This is a genomic window from Sphingobium sp. B11D3D (assembly GCF_025961755.1).
Lineage (GTDB): Bacteria > Pseudomonadota > Alphaproteobacteria > Sphingomonadales > Sphingomonadaceae > Sphingobium.
The window spans coordinates 898,162-921,044 of sequence record NZ_JAOQOG010000001.1 but is presented as its reverse complement, the minus strand read 5'-3'; the positions used below and the strand labels follow the sequence as shown (position 1 = coordinate 921,044).

17 protein-coding genes are annotated in these 22,883 nt (G+C 62.8%); 6 read left to right on the top strand and 11 right to left on the bottom strand.

Translation table 11 applies throughout. From position 1 onward, the window contains the following. The first annotated feature begins 322 nt into the window (after positions 1-322). The 5 genes from M2334_RS04330 (at position 323) to M2334_RS04310 (ending at position 6,251) form a co-directional block, all read left to right on the top strand. Positions 323-2,926: a TonB-dependent receptor gene (locus M2334_RS04330; RefSeq protein ID WP_181560454.1), complete on the top strand. Its 2,604-nt coding sequence runs from the start codon at positions 323-325 to the stop codon at positions 2,924-2,926. Positions 2,927-3,161: 235 nt separating this feature from the next. Further along, positions 3,162-4,616, top strand: coding sequence for a cytochrome ubiquinol oxidase subunit I (locus M2334_RS04325; protein WP_264604866.1), 1,455 nt, complete (start codon positions 3,162-3,164; stop codon positions 4,614-4,616). Next, positions 4,613-5,611 (top strand): cytochrome d ubiquinol oxidase subunit II, encoded by a 999-nt coding sequence (gene cydB / locus M2334_RS04320; protein WP_264604865.1) that lies wholly within the window; start codon positions 4,613-4,615, stop codon positions 5,609-5,611. The genes M2334_RS04325 and cydB overlap by 4 nt, the downstream gene beginning before the upstream one ends. Then, positions 5,608-5,730 (top strand): DUF2474 domain-containing protein, encoded by a 123-nt coding sequence (locus M2334_RS04315; protein ID WP_264579630.1) that lies wholly within the window; start codon positions 5,608-5,610, stop codon positions 5,728-5,730. The genes cydB and M2334_RS04315 overlap by 4 nt, the downstream gene beginning before the upstream one ends. A gap of 101 nt (positions 5,731-5,831) precedes the next feature. Further along, a complete protein-coding gene (locus M2334_RS04310) occupies positions 5,832-6,251 on the top strand; it encodes a hypothetical protein (RefSeq protein WP_264604864.1) in 420 nt (139 codons plus the stop codon). Positions 6,252-6,428: 177 nt separating this feature from the next. On the opposite strand, the gene M2334_RS04305 is transcribed toward M2334_RS04310, so the two are convergent. From M2334_RS04305 to M2334_RS04250, 11 genes are all read right to left on the bottom strand, one after another. Next, positions 6,429-7,016 carry an urea carboxylase-associated family protein gene (locus M2334_RS04305; RefSeq protein WP_264604863.1) on the bottom strand — a complete coding sequence of 196 codons (588 nt, stop codon included), beginning with the start codon at positions 7,014-7,016 and terminating at the stop codon, positions 6,429-6,431. Continuing rightward, positions 7,016-7,699, bottom strand: coding sequence for a guanitoxin biosynthesis heme-dependent pre-guanitoxin N-hydroxylase GntA (gene gntA, locus M2334_RS04300; RefSeq protein WP_181560460.1), 684 nt, complete (start codon positions 7,697-7,699; stop codon positions 7,016-7,018). The genes M2334_RS04305 and gntA overlap by 1 nt, the downstream gene beginning before the upstream one ends. Before the next feature lie 119 nt (positions 7,700-7,818). Then, positions 7,819-9,939 (bottom strand): M3 family metallopeptidase, encoded by a 2,121-nt coding sequence (locus tag M2334_RS04295; RefSeq protein WP_264604862.1) that lies wholly within the window; start codon positions 9,937-9,939, stop codon positions 7,819-7,821. Between the two features lie 194 nt (positions 9,940-10,133). Next, positions 10,134-11,420, bottom strand: a complete 1,287-nt coding sequence (locus M2334_RS04290; RefSeq protein ID WP_264604861.1) for a porin family protein — start codon at positions 11,418-11,420, stop codon at positions 10,134-10,136. A 103-nt stretch (positions 11,421-11,523) separates the two neighbouring features. Further along, the gene (locus M2334_RS04285; RefSeq protein ID WP_264604860.1) at positions 11,524-12,609 is read right to left on the bottom strand and encodes a transferrin-binding protein-like solute binding protein; all 1,086 of its coding nucleotides are present in this window, start codon (positions 12,607-12,609) and stop codon (positions 11,524-11,526) included. A 184-nt stretch (positions 12,610-12,793) separates the two neighbouring features. Beyond that, the gene (ahpF, locus tag M2334_RS04280; RefSeq protein WP_264604859.1) at positions 12,794-14,377 is read right to left on the bottom strand and encodes an alkyl hydroperoxide reductase subunit F; all 1,584 of its coding nucleotides are present in this window, start codon (positions 14,375-14,377) and stop codon (positions 12,794-12,796) included. Between the two features lie 167 nt (positions 14,378-14,544). Then, positions 14,545-15,108, bottom strand: coding sequence for an alkyl hydroperoxide reductase subunit C (gene ahpC / locus M2334_RS04275; RefSeq protein WP_181560465.1), 564 nt, complete (start codon positions 15,106-15,108; stop codon positions 14,545-14,547). A gap of 253 nt (positions 15,109-15,361) precedes the next feature. Beyond that, positions 15,362-16,372, bottom strand: coding sequence for an alpha/beta hydrolase (locus M2334_RS04270; protein ID WP_264604858.1), 1,011 nt, complete (start codon positions 16,370-16,372; stop codon positions 15,362-15,364). A 121-nt stretch (positions 16,373-16,493) separates the two neighbouring features. Then, positions 16,494-18,635, bottom strand: a complete 2,142-nt coding sequence (locus tag M2334_RS04265) for a PQQ-dependent dehydrogenase, methanol/ethanol family (RefSeq protein ID WP_264604857.1) — start codon at positions 18,633-18,635, stop codon at positions 16,494-16,496. A 114-nt stretch (positions 18,636-18,749) separates the two neighbouring features. Continuing rightward, a complete protein-coding gene (locus tag M2334_RS04260) occupies positions 18,750-21,902 on the bottom strand; it encodes a TonB-dependent receptor domain-containing protein (RefSeq protein ID WP_319801335.1) in 3,153 nt (1,050 codons plus the stop codon). Positions 21,903-22,126: 224 nt separating this feature from the next. After that, positions 22,127-22,378, bottom strand: a complete 252-nt coding sequence (locus M2334_RS04250) for a hypothetical protein (RefSeq protein WP_264604856.1) — start codon at positions 22,376-22,378, stop codon at positions 22,127-22,129. On the opposite strand from M2334_RS04250, the gene M2334_RS04245 reads away from it, so the two are divergent. After that, positions 22,361-22,834: a Fur family transcriptional regulator gene (locus tag M2334_RS04245; RefSeq protein ID WP_264571155.1), complete on the top strand. Its 474-nt coding sequence runs from the start codon at positions 22,361-22,363 to the stop codon at positions 22,832-22,834. The two genes, M2334_RS04250 and M2334_RS04245, sit on opposite strands and share 18 nt — an antisense overlap. Positions 22,835-22,883: the final 49 nt, after the last annotated feature.

Here is a 22,883-nt window from a genome sequence, read left to right as displayed (position 1 = left end):
GTCCTCATGTCCGGGCCGCTCGCATCCCTCTTGGGACCGGCCGCCCGCATTATCTCTTTGCGAGAGATTGTTTCGTGAGACCGCTTCCAAGTCAAGCCGCTTACAGTGCAGCCACTGTTGCGCCCGTGCATCATGAAACAAGTCCGCGTGCACCATCGGAGAAGGCAAATGCCTTTGCCTGCCGTAATTTGGCGGCGGTCTGCCCGATCAGGGTCCCTCGACCGGTCGGACGAAAGAAACGGCCAGTCCTGATTTTGCGCTTCGCATCCTTAGATATCCCAATTATAGTAGGACAAAATAAATTACACACAGGGGAGATGTCATGAGAAAGTTCCGTTTTGCGCTCTTGTCGTCCGCGATCGCGCTGATCTCGTCGACCAATGCTTTTGCTCAGGATGCCGCGCCGCAGGCGGGCAATACGCAGGCCGCGAGTGACGGCGACATCATCGTCACCGCACAGTTTCGCGAGCAAAATCTGCAGGATACGCCTATCGCTATCACCGCCGTGAATGCGGCGATGCTGGAGGCACGCAGCCAGACCGATATCAGCCAGGTCGCCAACCAGGCCCCCTCTGTGACACTGAAGCCACAGGGCGCTGCCTTCGGCCCATCGCTCGGCGCTAACATCCGCGGTGTCGGACAATTTGATTTCAACCCGGCGGTCGAACCGGGCGTCGGTTTCTATGTGGACGACGTCTATTACGCCACGCTCACCGGCTCGATCCTCGACCTGCTCGACCTCGATCGCGTGGAAGTGCTGCGCGGCCCCCAAGGCACGCTGGCTGGCCGTAACTCTATCGGCGGCGCGGTGAAGCTCTATTCGCAGAAGCCGGAAGGCACGAACACCGGCTATGTCGCCGCAGCCTATGGCAGCCGCAACCGCATCGATCTGCGCGGCAGTGCCGACTTCAATCTGGCACAGGGCGTTGACATGCGCATTGCCGGCGTCGCCAAGAAGCAGGAAGGCTATGTCGATCGGCTCGACTTTGGCTGTATGTATCCCGCTGGCGGCACGGCGACCTTCACGCCGGCCTTCGCCACCGCAGCCAATCCCACCCGCGCTCCGCAGCTGATCAATCCCGTCGGCGGTGTGCCCGCGCGCACCAATCGTCCGGACTGCGTGCTCGCCAAGGAAGGAGAGGTCAACTACATCGCAGCGCGCGCGCAACTGCGCCTGCGCCCCAGCGACACGATCGATATCAATATTATCGGCGACTACACCGACGACGATCGCGTCGCGGCCGGCTCGGTGCTGCTGCTGCGCACTTATCCGGATGGCACGGTGGCCTCGCCGCGCTACCCGCTGCCGCTGACCCCGGCGCCCGGCTCCTCACCGGCGCAGAACTATGCGACCGCCTCCGCACAGCGGGACATCAACCCGTTCCCGATCGGCAATACCGCCAATGCCAACCAGTTGGCCTATGACAACCGCTTCATCTGCGGCAATTACTGCAACTTCGCGACCTATGACATGCCCGCGGACACCGCGATCGGTCAGAACGGCCAGCCGATCCTCGTCGGGGGTCAGCCGCTCACCTATCGCGCCGCCTCTGGCGACGGACGCGTGCGTTTCAAGGGTTGGGGTCTCTCCGGACAGATCGACTGGGAAATCTCGCCAAATTTCCAGCTTAACTCGATCACCGCCTATCGCGAGTACACGTCCAACTTCTCCAACGACAACGACGTGTCGCCGATGGCCCACAGCCTCGGCTATGGCCCGCTGACTTTCCGCTTCTTCAGCCAGGAACTGCGCCTGAACGGAAAGGTCAACGACCAGATCAACTTCACCCTGGGCGGCTATTACAGCGATCAGAAGTCGGTCTACACATCCTTCCAGGACCTGCGCTCCTCTGGCCTGCAGTTCCAGCAGAGCGATCCGGTAGATGCAGACAGCAAGGCTGTGTTTGCTCACCTATCGTGGAACCCGGTCGAACAGCTGACCCTGACAGGCGGCATTCGCTATACCGAGGAGTCCAAGACCTACACCTATGTCCGCCAGCGGCCTTATCTGGATGCGACCTCGCTTGCGGCGAACGGCGTGTTGCCGCTGAACGGCACCGTGGGCAAGTATAGCGGAAATCGCGTCGACTATCGCGCCAACGTGCAATATGCCTTTACGCCGGACATCATGGCCTATGCCCAGTTTTCCACCGGGTTCAAAGGGGGCGGCGTGAATCCCCGTCCGTTCTTCGTCCAGCAGGCCCTCTCCTTCGGGCCGGAAACGCTGAGCGCGTACGAGCTTGGGTTCAAGACCGATCTTTTCGATCGCATGGTACGCTTCAACGTCGCGGCCTTCCTCAGCAAGTATAAGGGAATCCAGCTTACCCTCAGCAATTGCACGGCGATCACCGGGGCTGGCTTCGGTGCGCCTTGCGCGCTTCCCGTCAACGCCGGCGATGCCGACATCAAGGGTCTGGAAGCGGAGATCACCATCCGCCCGGTCGAGGGCATGACGCTTGATGGATCGCTGAGCTACATCGACTTCGACTACAAGAAGTTCGGGACCTACACGTCCGGCACCTCCACGGTGGCCGTCGGTGGACCCACCAACCTCAATGGCCCGCAGTTTGGCGATTATGCGCCTTACACGCCCAAGTGGAAGTGGAGCATCGGCGCGCAGTATCGCATCGATCTGGGTAATTCCGGTTCGCTGACGCCGCGCATCGACGCCTCGTACCAGAGCAAGGTCTATACGGTCTCGGCCAACCGCTCGAGTAACCGCATCGACGCCTATGGCGTGGCAAACGCCCGTCTGACCTGGCGGAATGCGGATGAGGATCTCGATGTCTCGCTCGAAGTGACCAACCTGCTCGACGAATATTATCTGCTGACCATCTATGACCAGACGGTCGGTGGCCAGGGTTACTCCAATGGCCAGCCCGGTCGTCCGCGCGAATGGGCTGTGAGCGTGAAGAAGAAGTTCTGATCTCTCTCACTACGATTTGAACGGAGGCCGCGGCCAGCTCATGCTGGTCGCGGCCTTCTTCATTCCTGAGCGCTGTGTCACCCGGCCCAAGATTCCAGAACAAAAACTGTGGCTTCCGGGCAACGCTGCCGGAGAGTTCCGAGCAACCCTTCAATCTCCAGCGCCAGACTGGTAGGACCGGCCCATCGACGCGCCACGAGCCGTCGACCATGGGAACCATATAGGGACCAGTGCTATGTTCGCGGAGGCCGACGCTCTCCTGCTGGCGCGTATCCAGTTCGCTTTCACGGTGAGCTTTCACTTCATCTTCCCGGCCTTCTCGATCGGCCTGGCCAGCTATCTTGCCGTTCTCGAAGGTCTGTGGCTCAAGACGGGCAAGTCGGTCTACATCGACCTGTTCCGCTACTGGCTGAAGATCTTCGCCATCGTCTTTGCGATGGGCGTCGTCTCGGGCATCGTCATGTCCTACCAGTTCGGCACCAACTGGTCGGTCTTCTCGGATGTCGCCGGGCCGGTCATCGGGCCGCTGATGGCCTATGAAGTCCTCACCGCATTCTTTCTGGAGGCAGGCTTCCTCGGCGTCATGCTGTTCGGCATGAACCGCGTCGGCAAGAAGCTGCATTTCTTCGCCACGTTGATGGTTGCCATCGGCACCTTCGTCTCGGCCTTCTGGATTCTCTCGGTCAACAGCTGGATGCAGACCCCGCAAGGCCACATCATGGGCGCGAACGGCCAGTTCCTCCCCGGTGACAGCTGGCTGCCGATCATCTTCAACCCCAGCTTCCCCTACCGCCTCGTCCACACCGTGACCGCTGCCTATCTCACTACGGCACTGGTCGTCGGCGCGGTCGGCGCCTGGCATCTGCTGCGCGATCGCGCCAATGCCCATGCGCGCAAGATGTTCTCCATGGCCATGTGGATGATCGCGCTGGTCGCGCCCATCCAGATTTTCGTCGGCGACATGCACGGGCTGAACAGCTGGGAGCATCAGCGGCCCAAGGTGCTCGCCATGGAGGGCCATTATGAGAGCTATCCGGATGGTGCACCGTTCATTCTCTTCGGCGTGCCGAACGCCAGGGAAGAGCGGGTCGATTATGCCGTGAAACTGCCCGGCATGACCTCCCTTATCCTGGAGCACGACATCCACGCCCCGATCGAGGGCCTCAAGACCATTCCCGTTGACGAGCGCCCGCCGGTCGGCGTCGTTTTCTGGTCCTTCCGCATCATGGTCGGGCTGGGCATGCTCATGCTCGCGCTGGGCATGACCAGCCTGTTGGCGCGGTGGCGCAAGGGCCTGTACGACTGGTCGCTGCTGCACCGCTTCGCGCTGGTCATGGGGCCGGCGGGCTTCGTCGCCGTCATTGCCGGCTGGGTGACGACCGAAGTCGGCCGCCAGCCTTATGTGATCTATGGCCTGCTCCGCACTGCCGATGCGGCCTCGCCGCTCGCCGCGCCGGCCGTCGCCGCCTCGCTGCTGGCCTTCGTCGTCATTTACTTCGCCGTGTTCGGCGCAGGCACCTGGTATATCCTGCGGCTCATGAACATGCCGCCGCACCCGGGCGAGACAGGCGTGGAGGAGACCGAACGCGGTCCGATCCGGACCGCCGGCATCACACCCGGCCCGGCGCAAGGGGACCCCAGGTCGACGTCGCCAGGTCAGCCGACAGTTGAGGGGAGGGTCGACTCATGATCGATCTCACGATCATCTGGGCGTTCATCATCGCCTTCGCCGTCTTCGCTTATGTGGTGATGGACGGGTTCGATCTGGGCATCGGCATCCTGTTCCCCACCATCACGGTCGGCCACGGGCGCAATCGCGCGATGAACTCCGTGGCGCCGGTGTGGGATGGCAACGAGACCTGGCTGGTGCTCGGCGGCGGCGGGCTGATGGCCGCCTTCCCGCTGGCTTATGCGATCATTCTGCCGGCCACATACCCGCTGGTCATCGCCATGCTGCTGGGGCTCGTCTTTCGCGGCGTCGCCTTCGAGTTCCGCTGGCGCGATCCGGGCCACCGCGCCTTGTGGGACATGTGCTTCTTCGGCGGCTCGGTGGTCGCCGCGCTGGCGCAAGGGATGATCCTCGGCGCGCTGCTGCAGGGCATCGACGTCACCGGGCGATCCTATGATGGCAGCTGGTGGGACTGGCTGACGCCCTATACCCTTCTCACCGGCGCCGGCGTGGTCGCCGGCTATGCCCTGCTCGGCGCTTGCTGGATGATCTGGAAGCTGGAGGGCGAGGTGCAGGAGCATGCCTATCGGCTCGCCTTCAAGGCGGCGATCGCCACGCTGCTGCTCATGGGTGCGGTGAGCGCCTATAATCTGCTGCTGCTGTCCGATTATCGCGCCCGCTGGCTGGAAATGCCGAACATCTTGTTCGCCAGCCAGGTGCCGCTGCTCACCGCCATCGTCGCCGGCGCGCTGTTCTACGCGCTCAAGACGCGGCGCGAACTGATGCCCTTCCTGCTGGCGCTGGCCCTGTTCTTCCTCGGCATGGCCGGTCTTGGCGTCACCATCTGGCCCTATGTCGTGCCGGATCAGATCACCATCTGGGATGCGGCAGCGCCTGAGAAGAGCCAGATTTTCATGCTGGTCGGCGTCGCGATCACCCTGCCGCTCATCCTCGCTTATACCGGCTGGTCCTATTGGGTCTTCCGGGGCAAGGTTGGCCATGAGGGCTATCATTGACCCGCGTCCCTGAAGAGGCACCGCTGTGGCAGCGCCTCGGCTGGATGGCAGGCATCTGGCTGGCGAGCGTGTGCGTGCTCGGCGTCGTGGCCTGGGTCCTGCGCCTCTGGATTGCCTGACACGCCGCCACGTCTAACTAGCCGGCATGATAATAATCAGCCGGCGCGCCGGGGGCCAATCCGCCTTTCGCTCATTGTGCTCCTGCAACAGGAGCACCGCCATGACTGCCAACCCCTTTTCAATGTGGTTCGATTTCGCGCAGACCTGCATTCGGGCGACCGAAACGATGGTGAGCACGCACAATGTCCTGCTCGCCCGCACACCCATCATCATGGCGGCATGGCAGTCCCCCTTCACGGCCGATGGCCGGGAGCTCAGCCTGATGGTGACGGAAAAGACCGACGCCTTCGGCAAGGCAGCCCGCGCGCAGGATCGCGGCGCCCGCCGCTTGCGCCAGACCGGCGCGGCCAACGCCCGCGACATGCAGCGCCTCGCCTCGGGCCAGCCCTTTTGGCCTGACGACTGGATGCGGCTGATGGAGCGCAATGTGGCGACGACCGTCGCCATGATGGCCCTGCCGGGCAAGATGCTGGCGCCTTATCACAGCGCCGTGACGGCTAACGACCGTCGTTTGCGCTGAGGCGGCTGGCGCAGCTTGAGGAAGCGATAGCGAGCGCGACTTAAGCCCCTCCTCTTCAGAGGAGGGGTTGGGGTGGTGCATCAACCTCGAGAACACTCGCCAGCCCTGCGATGCTCGCGCATCGCCACCACCCCCCGACCCCTCCTCTGAAGAGGAGGGGAGACCGGGCGGCAATCCCTAAACCAGATCCTCCACCATATAATCGATCGGCCGAAAGCTCCCGCCATTGCTCGCATAAGCCGAGCAGGCCGTCAGGCCGATGATCAGATCCATCTCCGCCCTGAGGACAATCCGGTCGCCCGCCGAGCTGAGCGGCGGCAGAACGCTGATCTTGCCGTCCGCCCCCACCGGCACATTCATGAAGCAATTGAACGCAACCGGGATCATATCGGCCGTGATGCCATAAGGCGCCAACGCCGCTGCCAGATTGCCGAAACAACCCGGAACGACCGGCTTGTCCGGATAAAAATGCAGGAAGGTATCAGTGCTGCACGGCGTCAGCAGAAAATCATGGCAGCCGACCGTATCCTGCTCAATGGTGAGCAGCACATTGGACCGGTTCGACCACAGCCTGTTGCCCGTCGTCAGGCGAATGGTCTCCTCATAATCGAGCGTGCGCCCATTGCTGAGCACCTCGCCGATGTCCGCGCGATTATAGGCCAGCAGGTCCGCCACCTGGCACCCTTCCGGGTCGATCACGGTCAGATACTGGCCGGCAAGCAATTCGAACGCCACGCCCGAACGGGGCGGAATACGCTCTGCCATCACGCGACCTCGCGGGGGTCATGGAACGGGCATTTCCAGTCCTCGCCGACATGCCGCCCGCTATACTGCGCGGCCTCGCTGCTCGTGCCATGGCGTGCAAGCATCGGGTTGGCTTCACCGGCAAGATCGACATCGCGGGCGATGATCGTCTCGCGGATCTTTTCGTAGCGCCCTTCCTGACGCAATTGCTCGAACTGATCGTGCAGGTTGAACACGATCACCGGCCGCTCGAAACGCCGCGCCGGGCGGCTTGCCGCCGGATGCAGGCCCACTGCGAAAAAGGCTTCCCCGCCAAAGCTCAGCGAGAAATGGGGATCGTCAGGATCGCGGCTCACCCGCTCATCATAGGGCAGGCCAAGCCACGCATCCTTGTCGGCCAGCGATTGCAGACGGTCCCACATCGCCTGCTCATAGGCCTTCTCATCCAGCGGCGCCGCATGCGCGAAAATGATCGCGAGGCTGCGGAACAGCCCCGGATCGCTCGCGTAGGATTGCGCCCAGGCCATCAATTCGCCATGCAGCCGCAAGTCATCCCAGCCGCTGTCGATGGACCAGCCCACGAGAATGTTGAGAGTCCCGCGCGAGAGAGCTGATTTTGCCCCCACACACGGAAAACTCCGGTCCATGATAAACGCCTCGAAAGAGGCGCGCAGCCGCGCTTCTTCCGCATGTGAAATCAGCATCCGTCCAAAATCCGCTATCTACTCAGTCTAATTCAGAAATCCTGCCTGGGGCATTCGTTCCAAATCGAGGCGGACCCTTCGCACTAACAAAAAGCACATCAGACGGACCTGCTGCGCGATTACTCCGCCGGAACCGGGAAGCCACGCTTGCGCAGCAGCGCATTCACATCCGGGTCGCGGCCGCGGAATGCCCGATAGGCTTCGGCCCGGTCGGTCTCGTTGCCGGTCGAGAGCAGCGCCTTGTTGAAGCGCGCGGCCAGCGCAGGGTCCCAGACATTGCCGGTCTCCTCAAACGCGGCCCAGGTGTCCGCATCCATCGTCTCGGACCACAGATAGCTGTAATAGCCCGCCGAATAGGCATCGGACGAGAAGAGGTGATTGAACTGCGGCAGGCGGTGCCGCATGATCATCTCCTTGGGCATCCCGATTTCCGCCAGCGTCTCGCGCTCGAACGCGTCGATATCGGTCGGCGCATCAGGGCGATTGTGCAGCTTCATGTCGACGATGGCCGAGGAGAGATATTCGACCGTGGCAAAGCCCTGGTTGAAGGTGTCGCTGGCCTTGATCTTGTCGACCAGAGCCTTGGGGATTGGCGCGCCGGTCTGGAAATGGCGCGCATAGGTCTCGAGGATATAGGGCGTCAGCACCCAATTCTCATGAACCTGGCTGGGATATTCCACGAAGTCGCGCGGCGTCGTGCCCAGCCCCGGCCAGGTGATGTCATAGCTCAGATAATGCAGCGCGTGGCCGAACTCATGGAACAGCGTAGTCGCATCATCGAGGCTGATCGTCGTCGGCGCACCGGCGCTGCCCTTGGCGAAATTGTTATTGTTGGAGGCCAGCACATAGTCATTGCCGTTGAGATGATCCTGCCCCTTATAGGTGGTCATCCACGCCCCGGAGCGCTTGCCGCTGCGTGCCCAGGTATCGAGGTAGAACAGCCCGACGACCTTGCCGCCGCGCGTCACCTCGAAGGTCCGCACATCGGGGTGGAAGACCGGCACCGCGCCGCTATTCTCGGTGAAGGTGAAGCCGTAGAGCCGGTTCGCCATGTCGAACATGGCGGAGACCATCTTGTCGAGCTGGAAATAGGGCTTCACTTCATTCTGATCGAGGTCGTACTTCGCCTTGCGCACCTTCTCGGCGTAGAAGCGGTAGTCCCATGGCTCGATGGTGATCTTCGGCCCCTGCCCAGCCTTCGCCTCGGCATCGGCGATGGCCTGCATGTCCGCCACTTCCTCGCGCACGCGGGCGACGGCCGCCGGCCACACCTTCATCATCAGCGCCATCGCCTTGTCCGGCGTCTGCGCCATGGTGTCGCGCATGCGGTATTCGGCATGTGTCTTGAACCCGAGCAGCTTCGCCCGCTGGGCACGCAGCGCCACGATCCGCGCGATGGTCGCATTGGTGTCATTGGCATCGCCATTGTCGCCGCGATTGGCGAACGCCTCGAACACGCTCTTGCGAAGGTCGCGCCGTGTCGAGCTTTCGAGGAAGGGCTGCACATAGGAGCGGGTGTTGATCAGCAACCAGCCATTCACGCCCTTGTCCTGCGCCACGGACTTCATCGTCGCCACGAAATCGGCCGGCAAACCCGCGAGATCGACCTCGCTGGTGAAGGTGATGAACTTCTCCTCATCGGCCAGCACCTTGTTCTGGAAGCTGCTGAACTCCTGCGCGAGCGCCGTCTCGATCCCGATCAGTTCCTTCTTCTGCGCGGCATCCAGCATGGCGCCGTTGGCGACCAGATCCTCATAAGTGCGGGTCAGCAGCCGCATCTGCTTGGCATCAAGGCCAAGCATGTCGCGCTTGTCGTAGAGCGCCTTCACCCGCGCGAAATAGCGCGGATCGAGCGTCAGTTCGTTGAAGAAGGCGCTCAGCTTCGGGCTCCACTCACCCTGAATGCGGCGGATGTCGTCATTGGAGAGATTGGAGACATACACGCCCCAGATCGGCATGACCCGGTCGGACAGCGTCTCCTTCTGCAGCGCGGTGATCGTATTCTCGAATGTCGGTGCGGCCTTATTAGCCAGCACGCCCTCAAACTGCGCCTTCACCGAGGCCATGACCGCCTCGAACGCGGCAGGGAATGCCGCCGGATCGACCTTGTCCCAGGCGGGCACGCCGCCATAGAGGCCGGTCCATGGCGCGGTGATGGTCTCCGCCTTCTGGGCGGCGAGCGGCGTGGACAGCGCGAGCGCGACGGCGCTCAACGGGGCAAGAACATGCTTTGAAGGCATTTGTCGGAAAACCTCAATCCTTGGGGAAACGCAGTGTCGCGTCACATGAGGCCAAACTTATCGGCTACCCGCTTGGTTTCAACCCCTTGCAGGCGACGCGACAGTCCCCTCGACAAGCCTGCGCGCCCGCCGGCACGAACCGGACGCTACGGCGCAGCGTGATCGCCTTGCGCGCAGACCGCACGCCCGCCGGATCAGAAAATCGTCGTCACACCGATGTCGAAGCGCGTACGGCGGTAGGCGTAGAGCGCGATATTGCTCTCGTTGATCGTATGCGAGACGCCCACGCGCGGCGCAAACCGGCCAAGCGTCACCTTGCGATTGAGCGCGCTCACGCCGAGGCTGTAGCTCGTGTCACGCCGCGCCGTGCCGAACGCGGCAAACACGCCATCAAAGCGGCTGTAGGAAAAGCCGGGCTGCAGCGAGAGCGAGAAGCCCATCGGCAATTCGCGCGCGTAGATCGCGCCCGCCGTGTAGGAGGTCTGCGCGAAGGCGCGGTTGGCGGCGTCGTGGCGATTGATGCCGACGCGCAGATTGCCGAGGCTCTGTTTGTCCAGCGAGCGCGTGACGCCCAGCGACAGGCCGAGCAGCGCCCCATTCAGATGCGTGGCGCCCTTATGGCGCAGATCGCTCGCGCTGGCTTGCAGGCTGATCGCCGTGCGGGTGCCCGGATAGTAAGCGACATCCGCCTGACCGCCGAGCATCCGGCTATAGGGCTGCCCCCCATACCAGCGGCGGGAGGCCGTACCGGTGGCGGCCAGCGCGAACCGGCCCAGCGTCACGCGCGGGCCGAGATAGGCGCTCAGCACCATGTCGTCGAACTGCTGCCCCTGATAATCGCGCCGCGAGAGGGATGCGCCGAACCGCTGCCGAACCCGCGCGGACAGACGCGGCGCCCACTCCGCGCCGATCTGCCCATAGACCCCCACCCCGCTCGACCGGCGGGCGGCATCCGAGAGGTCAAACGGCAGGCCATAAAGCTCGATCGTCTCCGCCGCCGTCGCGGCATTGATGTTGGTATCCGGCGCGAGCGCGAAGGAGGCGCTGAACGACCAGGATCGCATCTCGCGAATGGACTTGAGGTAGCGATCGACGTTGGCGGAGACGATCGCTGGCAGATTGGCCGCGCCGGCCAGACGGAACTGCCGCTCGGCATTGGCATAATCCCGGGCGACATAATAAGCGCGCGCCAGCTCCAGCCGCACGCGCACCGCCTGCGGCTGATCGGCGAGCAAATGCCGGAACTGCCGGATCGCCTCGCGCGTCCGCCCCGCTTCCATCAGCGCCATGCCGAGGCGAAACCGCAGCTCGGGATTGGCCGGATCACGCGCGAGCCGTTCGGCATAGGCTTCTGCCGACACCGACACGGCCGCCGCTGGCGCTGCCGCTTCCGGCGCGCTGCTGGCCGCCGGATCGGGATGCGCGGCGATGGCCGTTGGTGTCCCGGCCATCGCCATCGCCCCCACCTGGGACATCAGCATGAATGCTCCCACTGCAGACATGTATGTGCTGCCGTCCCATTCGATCCGCTGCCCCCACCACGCCCTCGGCGCCCCACGCGCGGGCAGCGAATCGCCCCTCGGGTTACTGCTTGATTCCGGCGATCGTCCCGAGCGCCGTGTTCGTGCCGTCGGAGAGTGACCAGATCGCGCCGATCTCATCGGCTGCCGGCCCGTAGAAGCTGCCGCCGATCGTGCCGACCGCGCCGCTCTGCAAGGATGCCGCACCGCTCGGTGCGCTCGTCACCGCCGTAGTGCCCGAGAAGTCATTGCCGGAGAGCGAAGCCGTGAACGAGGCATCGTTCCACGCCGCCTGCTGCCAGTTGCCGTTCTTCTCATAGCCAACCTGCATGTTGGACGTGGTGCCGGTCAGGCTGTTAGCGGCAAAGTTCACGCTGATCGCGGCATTGCCTTCCAGCTCGCCGACATTGCGGGCACTGCCATCGACAAAGCTGACATAGCCCTCCACCTCGCCGGCATAGGTCGCGGTGCCGCTCGTCGGCATGCCAGCGTTCGGCGTTTCGTACCCGCCGATCAGTGGCGCATAAGTTCCAAGCTGGCCGTTCTGCCCAAAGACCGCCCATTCGCCGAAGCGCAGATAGCTCAGATCGCCATTATCCAGCTCGCCATCGAGCACGACCTCCAGTTTGCGACCGTTGGAGAGGTTGGCCGAGTAGCAATCGTCGCAATCCTCGACGAGGGCCACATTGGTGATCCCGGCAGCGGGGACATTGACGGTGAACTTCAGGCCTGATGAGTCCCGGCTGATCGTGACGCCATTGGCGTTGGCAGTCGCCGCGGCGGTGGGATTCCCCTGTGCGTCGAAATTCACCGCAAGCTGGCTGAGCGGAAAGCTGATCGTTCCCGACGTCTGGGTATCGAACGAGGCGCCATTGGTGGCCTGCACGGCCGGCGTCGCGTTGCTGCCCGGCCCGGCGACGATGTTGGCGATCGGCCCCGCAGCAGGCGTGGGAGTCGGCGTGGGGGTTGGCGTCGGGGTCGGCGTGGGTGTCGGTGATGGCGTGGGTGTCGGCGCAGGCGTGGGCGTGGGGGCAGGCGTGGGCGTCGGCGTCGAGTTCACGCCTTCGTCTCCGCAGGCAGACAGGGTGAGTGACAGCGCCGCTGCCGAAGCGAGCAGCAAGGCCCTGGAATAAGTCCGTGAAACTATCATGATGCACCCCCTGGCAAAGACATGGACCGGCTCGGGATTTCATCCGTTCGCCGCTACAGCCTGCGCCTGCCAGAAGGTGATCGACCCGGCATCTCCCAAACGGGATATGCGCGTGCATCCACAAGAAAGGGGCGCCCGGCCCGTGCCGAACGCCCCTTTCCAATCTTCAACCGATCAGCTCCGCTCAGGCCGCCTTCGCCTGCTCCTCCGCCGGCGCGAGGCGGATCAGATAATCGAAGGCGGAGAGCGCGGCGGTGGAGCCTTGCCCCATCGCGATCACGATCTGCTTGTAGGGCACGGTGGTGCAGTCGCCCGCCGCGAAAATGCCCTGCTGCGAGGTGTGCGCCCGCGCATCGATCTCGATCTCGCCGCGATTGCTCAGCGCCACCGCATCGGTGAGGAATTCGGTGTTGGGCACCAGGCCGATCTGGACGAAAATGCCTTCCAGCTCGACCAGATGCGATTCATCGCTGTTGCGGTCGCGATAGGTAAGGCCCACCACCTTTTCGCCATCGCCATGCACCTGCGTCGTCAGGGCGGAGGTCACCACCGTGACATTGGGCAGGCTATGCAGCTTGCGCTGCAACACGGCATCGGCCCGCATCTGGCTATCGAACTCGACCAGGGTGACATGCTTGACGATGCCGGCGAGGTCGATCGCGGCCTCGACACCGCTGTTGCCGCCGCCGATAACCGCCACGCGCTTGCCCTTGAACAGCGGGCCATCGCAGTGCGGGCAATAAGCCACGCCCTTATTGCGATACTCGTCCTCGCCGGGCACGTTCATCGTGCGCCAGCGGGCACCGGTGGCGAGGATCACCGCCTTGGCCTTGAGGGTCGCGCCGCTCTCCAGTTGCACTTCAGCGAGGCCGCCCGGCGCCTTGGCCGGCACCAGCTTGCTGGCTTTCTGCAGGTTCATGATGTCGACATCATAATCCTTCACATGCTGCTCCAGCGCGGCAGCCAGCTTCGGCCCTTCGGTGTGCGGCACGGAGATGAAATTCTCGATGCCCATGGTATCCAGCACCTGCCCACCGAACCGCTCGGCAACGACGCCCGTGCGGATGCCCTTGCGCGCGGCATAGATGGCCGCGGCGGCACCGGCCGGCCCGCCACCCACCACGAGCACGTCGAACGGCTCCTTGGCGGCGATCTTCTCGGCAGCACGCGCCACAGCACCGGTGTCCAGCTTGGCGAGGATCTGCTCGATATCCATGCGTCCGGAGGCGAACGGCTCGCCATTCAGATAGACGCTGGGCACCGCCATCACCTTGCGCTCATCGACTTCCGCCTTGAACAGTGCACCATCGATGGAGACGTTGCGAATGCGCGGGTTGAGCACGCTCATCAGGTTGAGCGCCTGCACCACGTCCGGGCAGTTCTGGCAGGAGAGCGAGAAATAGGTCTCGAACTGATAGTCGCCCTCCAGCCCCTTGACCTGCTCGATCACGTCATCGCTCACCTTGGGCGGGTGGCCGCCGACCTGCAGCAGCGCCAGCACCAGCGAGGTGAACTCATGCCCGAGCGGAATGCCGGCGAAACGCACGCTGATATCCGTGCCGGCCCGGCGGATGAGGAAGCTGGGCTTGCGCGCATCGCCTTCATCGGCCGCAATGGTCACAAGATCGCTCAGCCCGGCAATGTCTTCCAGGAGGCCCCGCAGCTCCGACGCCTTGGCGCTGTCGTCGAGCGACGGCACCAGCTCGATCGGCTGCTTGATGTTGGCCATATAGGCCTGCAACTGGCTCTTGATATTGGCTTCCAACATGGGATTTCCTTTGAAATGGTCTGCTGTCAGCAGGGTGGGGTGGTGGCGATGCGCAGCACCGCGCAAAAGCGAAAGGTCGCAGCGTCGCCGCACCACCCTCTGCCCCTCCTCGCATGAGGAGGGGAGAGAACGACGGGATCGCCACGCGACCCCGTCGCGAAGCAGTCTTAGATCTTGCCGACGAGGTCGAGCGAAGGTGCGAGGGTCTTCTCGCCTTCTTCCCACTTGGCGGGGCAGACCTCGCCAGGGTGGCTCGCCCAATATTGCAGCGCCTTGATCTTGCGGAGCAGTTCGGCAGCGTTGCGGCCGACGCCTTCTGGCGTGATCTCGACCAGCTGGATCGTGCCTTCGGGGTCCACGACGAAGGTGCCACGGTCAGCAAGGCCGACGCCTTCGCGCAGGATCTCGAAATTGTTCGAGATGCTGTGGTTCTGGTCGCCCAGCATGTAGTAGCTGATCTTGCCGATGGCCGGCGACGTGTCGTGCCAGGCCTTGTGGCAGAAATGCGTGTCGGTGGAGACCGAATAGACTTCCACGCCCATGCCCTGGAGCGTCGGGTAGATGTCTGCGAGATCCTCAAGTTCGGTCGGGCAAACGAAGGTGAAGTCAGCCGGGTAGAAGAAGAAGACGGCCCACTTGCCCTTCACGTCCGCCTCAGTCACGTCGACGAACTTGCCTTCCTTGAAGGCCGTGGCGGAAAACGGCTTGATCGGGGTGTTTACGAGACTCATGTCTGCTCCTCTTGGTGAATTGACGCCTTGCACATAGGCATCATTGTTGATCAGGCAAAATTGATTAATCTCAACGCAAAGATCGATTTTGTCGATCTCTACGCTGTCAATTGCGCGCCTCTCACACAGTTAGGCATAAAACATGTCGGCTAAAGGACAGGCGCGACCATCCAACGCACATCGCGCCCTGCCGGTCCCGAACCGGGCAGGGCGTCATGGGGCCAAAGCGGTGACGCGCTAGCCTTTCGCGAGATCAATCCTTGGCGAGATGCTCGGCAAAGAAGGGCAGGACGAAGGCCCGGAAGCGCTCGCGCACGCGATTGCCATGGTCGCCCCCATAGACGGTGTAGCTATGCGCAACGCCCATCCGGTCGAGCAGCTTGGCCATATCGCCATTATCCTTGATCAGCGTGTCCTTGTCCCCCACGTCAATCGCGATGGCCTTGAGGCTCTTGAGCGCCGGCAGATATTGCGGCGCCATGGCAAGCGGCGCATTGGCCGCCCATTGCGCGATGATCTGAGGCTGGACGACGCCCTTTTGCGTGCCAAGGTCGAGATAGAAGGGCGCCTTGTCCGGCGCGGGCGACCATGCCGAGGCTGCCGCGAAGTCGGCCCGCACGCCAAAGTCGCCCTTGAGCGCTTCATCCATGCTCATCGCTTCGAGGCGCTGGCTGCGCTCTGCATCCACCGGGCGGGCGGAGAGGCAGCAGGCGCTCATCGCGTAGATGCTCGAAAACACGCCGGGATATTTCATGGCAATGCGTAGCGTCCCGTAGCCGCCCATTGAGTGGCCGCTCAGGCCGCGCGACTCTTGCTTGGCGAGCGTGCGATAGTGCTTGTCGACATAGGCAACGAGATCCTGCGCAATGAAACGCTCGAAATTGCCAGTGGTCGGGGAGCTCGAGTACATCGAGCCGCCATGGCGCGAGTTGGAATCCGGCACGACCAGAATCGCCTGGCGGTTCTTGGCCTCGGCGGTGTTCAGCGCGTCGGCAAAGCCGATATATTTGTCATAGCCCTCGGCCGATCCCATGAAGCCGTGCAGGAAATAGACAACCGGATAGCGCTTGGCGCTCGTCGCATAATCCTCCGGAAGGAAGACGATCACGTCGCGGTCGGCGCTGTTTCCTTCCAGATTGCCCTCCACCGCCTGCGAGTGGACCTTGATATGCTCTACCTTCACCTCGGCGCGGCTGGCCGTCAGTGGGAGAAGCATCAGGGACGCCGCCATCAGGCAGCGGGCAAACAGGGATTTGGGCGGCATCACTCTCTCCTCAACGCGCGACCCGCCCTTGCGGGCAGATCGTTAGACCATAGCGTTAGCAGGAGTTGCACGACCGCCGCCGACCGCGCAACTGCCTATGCTGCTGCGCGGTCGAGTTTGATCAGCGTGCCTTGGCTTTCTCTTCGGCAAGCAGCGCCTTTGCCTGCTGGTTGAGATAAGCGCGGATGGCCTCGGCTTCCTCGGGCTTGAGATAGGCCGCGAAGCTCGCCATGCCATTCTGCGCCAGCGCGCCGCCGATCACGACCTGCTGCCACAGATCCTTGTCGGCAATCAGCGGTGAGCGCCGCAGGTTCGGGTTGACCGGACCGCCATGGCAGATCTGGCAGAACTGGAAGAAGCCCTTCTGGCCGGTCGCGATCTGCGCCGCCGTGAAGGTCTCGTTGCTCGGCGTCGGCTCGGGCTGCGGGATCGGCGTGTAGGGCGGCAGCTTGCCACTGCCCTTGATCTTGAACGCCAGCACGAGGCCATTGGGCATCTTGTTCTTCATGAACGGCGTGCCGCTCGCCATGCCCATCGAGCCGCCATAGCCGGCCATGACGGCAATATATTGCTCGCCATTGACGCGATAGGTGATCGGCCCGGCCAGCACGCCGCGATGGGTCTGGAAGGACCACAGCTTCTTGCCATTGTCCGCGCTGAACGCCTCAAAGTCGCCATGCGGCGTGCCCTGGAAGACGAGGTTGCCGGCGGTCGCCAGCGTGCCGCCATTCCACGGCCAGTCGCGCTCGACTTCCCAGCGCGGCTTCTGCGTCACCGGGTCATAAGCGACCAGCTTACCCTTCACCATGGATTCGAGGGCCTTGCGGCGCCCTTCCACGGTATCGGGCAGACCCGGCATCGCCGGCGGATCGAGGAAGGACACTGCCGTATTCCAGCGCCCCTCATGGATCACGAACGGATCGGCATCGCCATAGACGAGCGGATGCTCCATGGCCGGAATGTAGACCAGCCCGGTCTTGGGCGAATAGCTCATCGGCATCCAGGCATGGGCGCCGATGCCCGAGGGGATGACCAGCGCCGGCCCATTGTCATAGCGCACGCCGGGCTTCTCGATCGGCCGGCCGGTCTTGAGGTCGATGCCCTCAGCCCAGTTCTGCCGCGCATAGGGCTTGGCGGAGATCAGCTTGCCGTTCGTCCGGTCGATCACATAGAAAAACGCGTTCTTCGGCGCCTGCATCAGCACCTTGCGGTCGCGCCCGTCGATCTTCAGGTCCGCGAGCATGATCTGCTGGGTCGCGGTGTAATCCCAGGTTTCGCCGGGATTGATCTGATAGTGCCACTTATAGGCGCCGGTATCCGGGTCGAGCGCGAGAATGGAGGAGAGGAACAGATTGTCCCCCTTGCCGGCGCTGCGCCATTTGTGGTTCCAGGGCGAGCCATTGCCGACGCCGATGAGAAGCTGGTTCAGCTCCTGATCGTAGACCACGCTGTCCCACACGGTGCCGCCGCCGCCGAGCTTCCAGTAATTCTCGCCATACCAGGTCGGCCGGGCCAGCTTCTCCAGGATCGCGTCGGAGGCAGCGCCATCCGGTCCGTCCTTCGGATTGCCGGGCACCGTATAGAAGCGCCAGACGAGCTTGCCGGTATTGGTATCGTAGGCCGAGACATAGCCGCGCACGCCCAGTTCCGCGCCGCTATTGCCGATGATCACCTTGTCGCGCACCACGCGCGGGGCCATGGTGATGGTGTAGGGCTTCTTCTGGTCGACCGTGATGGTCTCCCAGACCTTCTGGCCGGTCTTGGCGTCGATGGCGATCAGCCGGCCGTCGATGGTGCCGACGAAGACGCGGCCCTTCCACACGGCGACGCCGCGATTGACGACGTCGCAACAGGCGTGCGCGGCCTTGGAGCCTTCATTCTCCGGGTCGAACTGCCAGAGCTGCTTGCCGGTCGTGGCATCGATGGCGACGACCTTGGACCAGGCGGTGGACGTGTACATCACGCCATCGACCACGATGGGCGTGCCCTCCTGCCCGCGCGCGGTATCGAGTTCCAGCGCCCAGGCGAGACTCAGCTCGCCGATATTGCCGTCATTAATCTGGGTGAGCCGCGAATAGCGCTGCTCATCATAGGTGCGGCCATAGGTCAGCCAGTTGTCGTCATCCTTGCCAGCCGCCTCAAGCCGCGCCTGATCGATGGCGGCGGGGCCGAGCGACGTTTCGCTCCCCTCGACGCCGCTGCACGCCGCCAGAAGCATCGTCAGCACCGCAATCGGCACAGGCCGGATCGACCGCAACACCATAATCCACTCTCCTCTTCGCCCGACCCGCTCCGGCCCCGGCTTTGTCCTGAAACAAAGATAAGAGGGGAATGCCCGGCAGGCAGTCCCCTCTTTCCCCCTTTTAGTCCGTCATCCTCAGAATTTGAACGACGCGCCGAGGTAGAAGCGGCGGCCATTCATATCATAGAAGTAGGCGTTGAACGGGCTGGCACCCACGCCATTTCCAAGCGCTGCGCCCGTGTTGTATTCGAGCAGCGGCGGCGCCTTGTCGAACAGATTGTCCACACCCCAGCGCAGCGTCGCGTCCCGCGTCACGGCGAACGAACCGTTCAGGTTGAACAGATCGTAAGCGGGCGCCCCGACAAAAGTGGTGGCGTTGTTGGAGGTGTAGGTGATCGACTTCGCGGCAGGCAGGTGCTGCCACTGTACCCCAACCGTGACAGGCCCGACCGCATAGCTGAACGAGTTCAGCATCTTCCAACGGAAGGAACCGGGATTGAGGCCGTTTTCGGCAATCGCCGCGCTGCCTGCCGGGCCCAGCGTGCCTGCATATTCAACCAATTGTCCGGCCGCACCAGCCGATGCCGGCAACGGCGCCGATTTCAGCGAGAGCAGATAGTTGAATACGGAGTTGATGCTGAACGTGCCTGGCCCCACCGGAACCGACCAGTCGAGTTGGACGTCGATGCCCGAGGTGCGGAAACGTCCGTTGTTCAGGTAGGTGACCTGCACATTGCCCAACGCACCATCGCCGGCCACGCGCCCGATAGCCTGGCAGGCTGCCGTCGCCGCAGCGGCTGTCGGATTGTTGGCGATCGCCGGATTGAAGACCGGATCGAAGCATTGGCGCTGCGCAGTGTCGAGGGTGAGCGGACCAATCGCGTCGTCGACCTTGATGTTATAGTAATCGACCGTCAGCCGCAGACGACGCAGCAACTCGCTGGTCGCAGTGGACCGCAGCACGGCGCCGAGAGTCCAGGTCTTGGCCTTTTCCGGCTGCACAGACGGGTTGCCGACGAGGGTCGGGAACGCAAAGGCCGGGCCCTGGGCATTGTAGAAAGCCGGGTCCGAGTAGAAAGTGTTAGCCGTCCCCGCAATCGTCTGATCCATCAGGATTCGGCAGACTGCCTGCACATTCGCTGCATTCGAATTCTTCGCCGTATTGGCCGACCATGCTAGGCCGTTATTGAGGCGGCAGACATCGCCGCCACCGGCAGCCGTGAAGGTCTGCTGCGGTGCCAGGAACAATTCGGCGACGTTCGGGGCGCGAACGGCCTTGTTGAAGCCGCCACGAATCGTGAGGAAGTCGGTGACTTCCCAATCGGCCATCGCCTTCCACGTGAAGGCATTACCTGTCGTGTTGTAGTGCGAGTTACGCGCACCCACGGTCACGTCCAGCTTGCGGATCAGTGGCAGATCGGAAAGCACCGGGACGAGCAACTCGCCGTAGAACTCGTCCACGCGGATGAGCCCCTGCGAGTTGCCGCTCGGGTAGATGCCGATCGCCTGATCCTGGAAGGAGGTGCCCTGCGAGGTCAGCGTATCATTCTGGAACTCATAGCGATTCTGACGATGGCTCGCGCCGACCGCCGCACGAACCTGACCGGCTGGCAGGTTGAATAGCCCGCCCTGAGCATTCGTTTCAAACACGCTCTGCTGCATGACCGCGCGGTTCTTGAGATCGGCCCGGATCGCGTCGATACAATCCTGCGAAACCTGCGCATTGGGGTCGAACGGATTGAAGCCGCTCGTGCAGGTGGCTGAAGCCGCACCGAAGCCGCCAAAGGCTGCGTTGCCCTGGGATTTGAAACCGGCGCCCCAGTTCGGCGACTGGATGACAGCGCGGAAGCGGGCGAGCGAGGCCGTGCCCGTGATCAGGGCGTTGGTTTCGGATTCACCTTGGGACGCATAGGCCTCCCAGGTCCAGTCCGTACCGGGGACCTTGCCTTCTAGGCCAGCCACCAGATTGTAGGTAAAGACGTCGGTACGCGCTTCACGATTGGCGTAGTTTAGATAGTAGGTTAGCTGCCACGGCGCCGTGGGGTTCCCGCGAGAAGCCAGCACCTGCGCCAGTTCCGTTGGAATTGCCCGTCCATCCACCGGGATCAGCGCGGACCATCCATTCACCGAAGGCGAAGGCTGCTGGACCGTGTGAGTCTGAACGCGCGTAAACGTGCCTTGGGCGAAGGCGCCGATCCAGTCGTTGATTTCGTAATTGCCGCGTGCGTAGAGGTTATAGCGGTTGAGCGGCAGAACCAGCAGTTCGTCCTGGAAGTTCTGGCCGAGCGAGCCATCTCCCTGACGCTTCCATTTGAGACCCGTCAGATCGCCTTTGAAGCGCGACGCGCCGCCAGTGGGGCTTTGGAAGAAGCCGGTGAAGGCCGTGCCGTCGTCATTGAAATAAAGCCGGCTTCCGGCCGCCACATTCGGGACTGTTTGTCCTTGAGTGTTGACGGTGGTTCCGAACCAACTGTTGAGCAGTGCCTGATTGGGGTTGTTGCCGCCAATCGGCTGATAACCCGAAAAGTCGGGGAAGAACTCAGTGCCAGTAAAACGGGGGTCTTTCCAGGCATTGCGGAACCAGGGCCGGTCGCGGCGCAGGGCGCTCTCGCGATCGTTCATGGACAGGCCAATGGTGATGTTGCCTCGGCCGTCGTCGAAGTTCGCGCCCATGATCCCGCTGATCGAGAATTCACGGCCGTCGCCCCGCTGGGAGATGCCCATCTGGGTATCGAACTGAAGACCCTGGAAGTTCTTCTTGAGGATGAAGTTGACGACACCGCCAACAGCGTCCGCACCATAGGTCGCCGAAGCACCGCCGGTGATGATCTCGACCCGCTCGATAGCCGCTGCTGGAATCGTATTGATGTCCACGACGCCCAAAGCGTTGGCCGGCGTGGCACGACGGCCATCGACCAGGACGAGGTTGCGGTTGGTGCCCAAGTTACGGAGAGAAACGGTTGCCGCACCCGGCGTGCTGGTTGCCGTCGGCTGAATATCGCTGGCAATTGCCGGCGTCTGCACAGGCGTAAACGCGGGAAGTTTGTTCAGGTTGGTCTCAAGCGCGGCGGTCGAGCTGTTCTGGAGCAGTTCCTGCCCCGCTGTGACGATCGGGCTGCTGGCTTCATAGTCGCGTCGAACGATGCGCGAGCCGGTGACCACGATGGATTGCTCGTCAGCGCCATCGGTCTGCTGCGCGATCGCGCCCGATGGCATGGACAGAACCGTCAGTGCCGTCGTGCACGCCAATGCCGCGCGCACGCAAAACGAGTCCATTTTTACAGACATAGTTTCCTCTCCCTTTTCTCAGCCGCCTCCCGACGACTGCACTCCCGCCCACTTTTCGGAGCCCGATTCTGGGTCGTCAGGTCGCTGACACACCCTTGTCGGCACACTCTCGTAGTAAGCTAACTAATAGGCTAGGCGACGATCCGGGACAAACTCAAGCGGATAATATCATCGATAACGCAATCGATGGGAGTGTTGCCAATTAGGCACAATTCTCAGAATTCCTATTTACTCTTTAAAAACAGAGCCTTGTAGATATTTTCCCGCCCAAAATCGCCGATAAACAAGGAGATGCCGCCGGCCAATAAGTGGATGAAGTCAATTTTCGCAAAAACGCTTTCGGCAGTGCTGTCGGATTTCATGCAAATTCCGGCCTGCGATCCCGCGCAGACTCCGTCGCGCGCCGCACGCGTTCGCCAAGGCTTGTGGCCTCGGCCAGCAGAGCTTAGATTATGAGCATGGCCACCGCTGACCATCATATTCACAACCATGCCGAGCCGACGGGCATCAAGCTCTCTGCTGCGGCCCGCGCCACGCTCGAAGCCAAGGGTGAGCAGTGGACGGACATGCGCAGCGACATTTTCGATGTGCTCGCGGCCGAGGAAAAGCCGGCCTCTGCCTATGATATCGCAGACAAGGTCTCGCAAAAGCGTGGCAAGCGCGTCGCGCCCAACAGCATCTACCGCATCCTCGACCTGTTCGTGGCGACCAACCTCGCCCAGCGCGTGGAAAGCGCCAATGCCTATATCGCCAACGCCCATCCCGGATGCCTGCACGACTGCATCTTCCTGGTCTGCAAGGCCTGCGGCGAGGCCACGCATATCGACAATGACAGGCTGACCAGCGAAGTCCGCCGCATTGCCGGAGAAGATGGGTTCGCAACCGAACGTCCCGTTATCGAAGTGCTGGGCACCTGCGCCAAATGCGCCTGACCTGAGGCGCTCACAGGCACTGCGACATAGCGCCCTGCCCCTTAGACCA

Excerpts from the sequence above, each read along its gene's own strand:
- M2334_RS04310 (WP_264604864.1), top strand. The coding sequence starts at position 5,832 with ATGACTGCCAACCCCTTTTCAATGTGGTTCGATTTCGCGCAGACCTGC.
- ahpC (WP_181560465.1), bottom strand. The coding sequence starts at position 15,108 with ATGAGTCTCGTAAACACCCCGATCAAGCCGTTTTCCGCCACGGCCTTC.
- gntA (WP_181560460.1), bottom strand. The coding sequence starts at position 7,699 with ATGCTGATTTCACATGCGGAAGAAGCGCGGCTGCGCGCCTCTTTCGAG.
- M2334_RS04270 (WP_264604858.1), bottom strand. The coding sequence starts at position 16,372 with ATGCCGCCCAAATCCCTGTTTGCCCGCTGCCTGATGGCGGCGTCCCTG.
- ahpF (WP_264604859.1), bottom strand. The coding sequence starts at position 14,377 with ATGTTGGAAGCCAATATCAAGAGCCAGTTGCAGGCCTATATGGCCAAC.
- M2334_RS04325 (WP_264604866.1), top strand. The coding sequence starts at position 3,162 with ATGTTCGCGGAGGCCGACGCTCTCCTGCTGGCGCGTATCCAGTTCGCT.
- M2334_RS04295 (WP_264604862.1), bottom strand. The coding sequence starts at position 9,939 with ATGCCTTCAAAGCATGTTCTTGCCCCGTTGAGCGCCGTCGCGCTCGCG.
- M2334_RS04245 (WP_264571155.1), top strand. The coding sequence starts at position 22,361 with ATGGCCACCGCTGACCATCATATTCACAACCATGCCGAGCCGACGGGC.
- M2334_RS04305 (WP_264604863.1), bottom strand. The coding sequence starts at position 7,016 with ATGGCAGAGCGTATTCCGCCCCGTTCGGGCGTGGCGTTCGAATTGCTT.
- cydB (WP_264604865.1), top strand. The coding sequence starts at position 4,613 with ATGATCGATCTCACGATCATCTGGGCGTTCATCATCGCCTTCGCCGTC.
- M2334_RS04290 (WP_264604861.1), bottom strand. The coding sequence starts at position 11,420 with ATGCTGATGTCCCAGGTGGGGGCGATGGCGATGGCCGGGACACCAACG.
- M2334_RS04265 (WP_264604857.1), bottom strand. The coding sequence starts at position 18,635 with ATGGTGTTGCGGTCGATCCGGCCTGTGCCGATTGCGGTGCTGACGATG.
- M2334_RS04260 (WP_319801335.1), bottom strand. The coding sequence starts at position 21,902 with ATGTCTGTAAAAATGGACTCGTTTTGCGTGCGCGCGGCATTGGCGTGC.
- M2334_RS04250 (WP_264604856.1), bottom strand. The coding sequence starts at position 22,378 with ATGGTCAGCGGTGGCCATGCTCATAATCTAAGCTCTGCTGGCCGAGGC.
- M2334_RS04330 (WP_181560454.1), top strand. The coding sequence starts at position 323 with ATGAGAAAGTTCCGTTTTGCGCTCTTGTCGTCCGCGATCGCGCTGATC.
- M2334_RS04285 (WP_264604860.1), bottom strand. The coding sequence starts at position 12,609 with ATGATAGTTTCACGGACTTATTCCAGGGCCTTGCTGCTCGCTTCGGCA.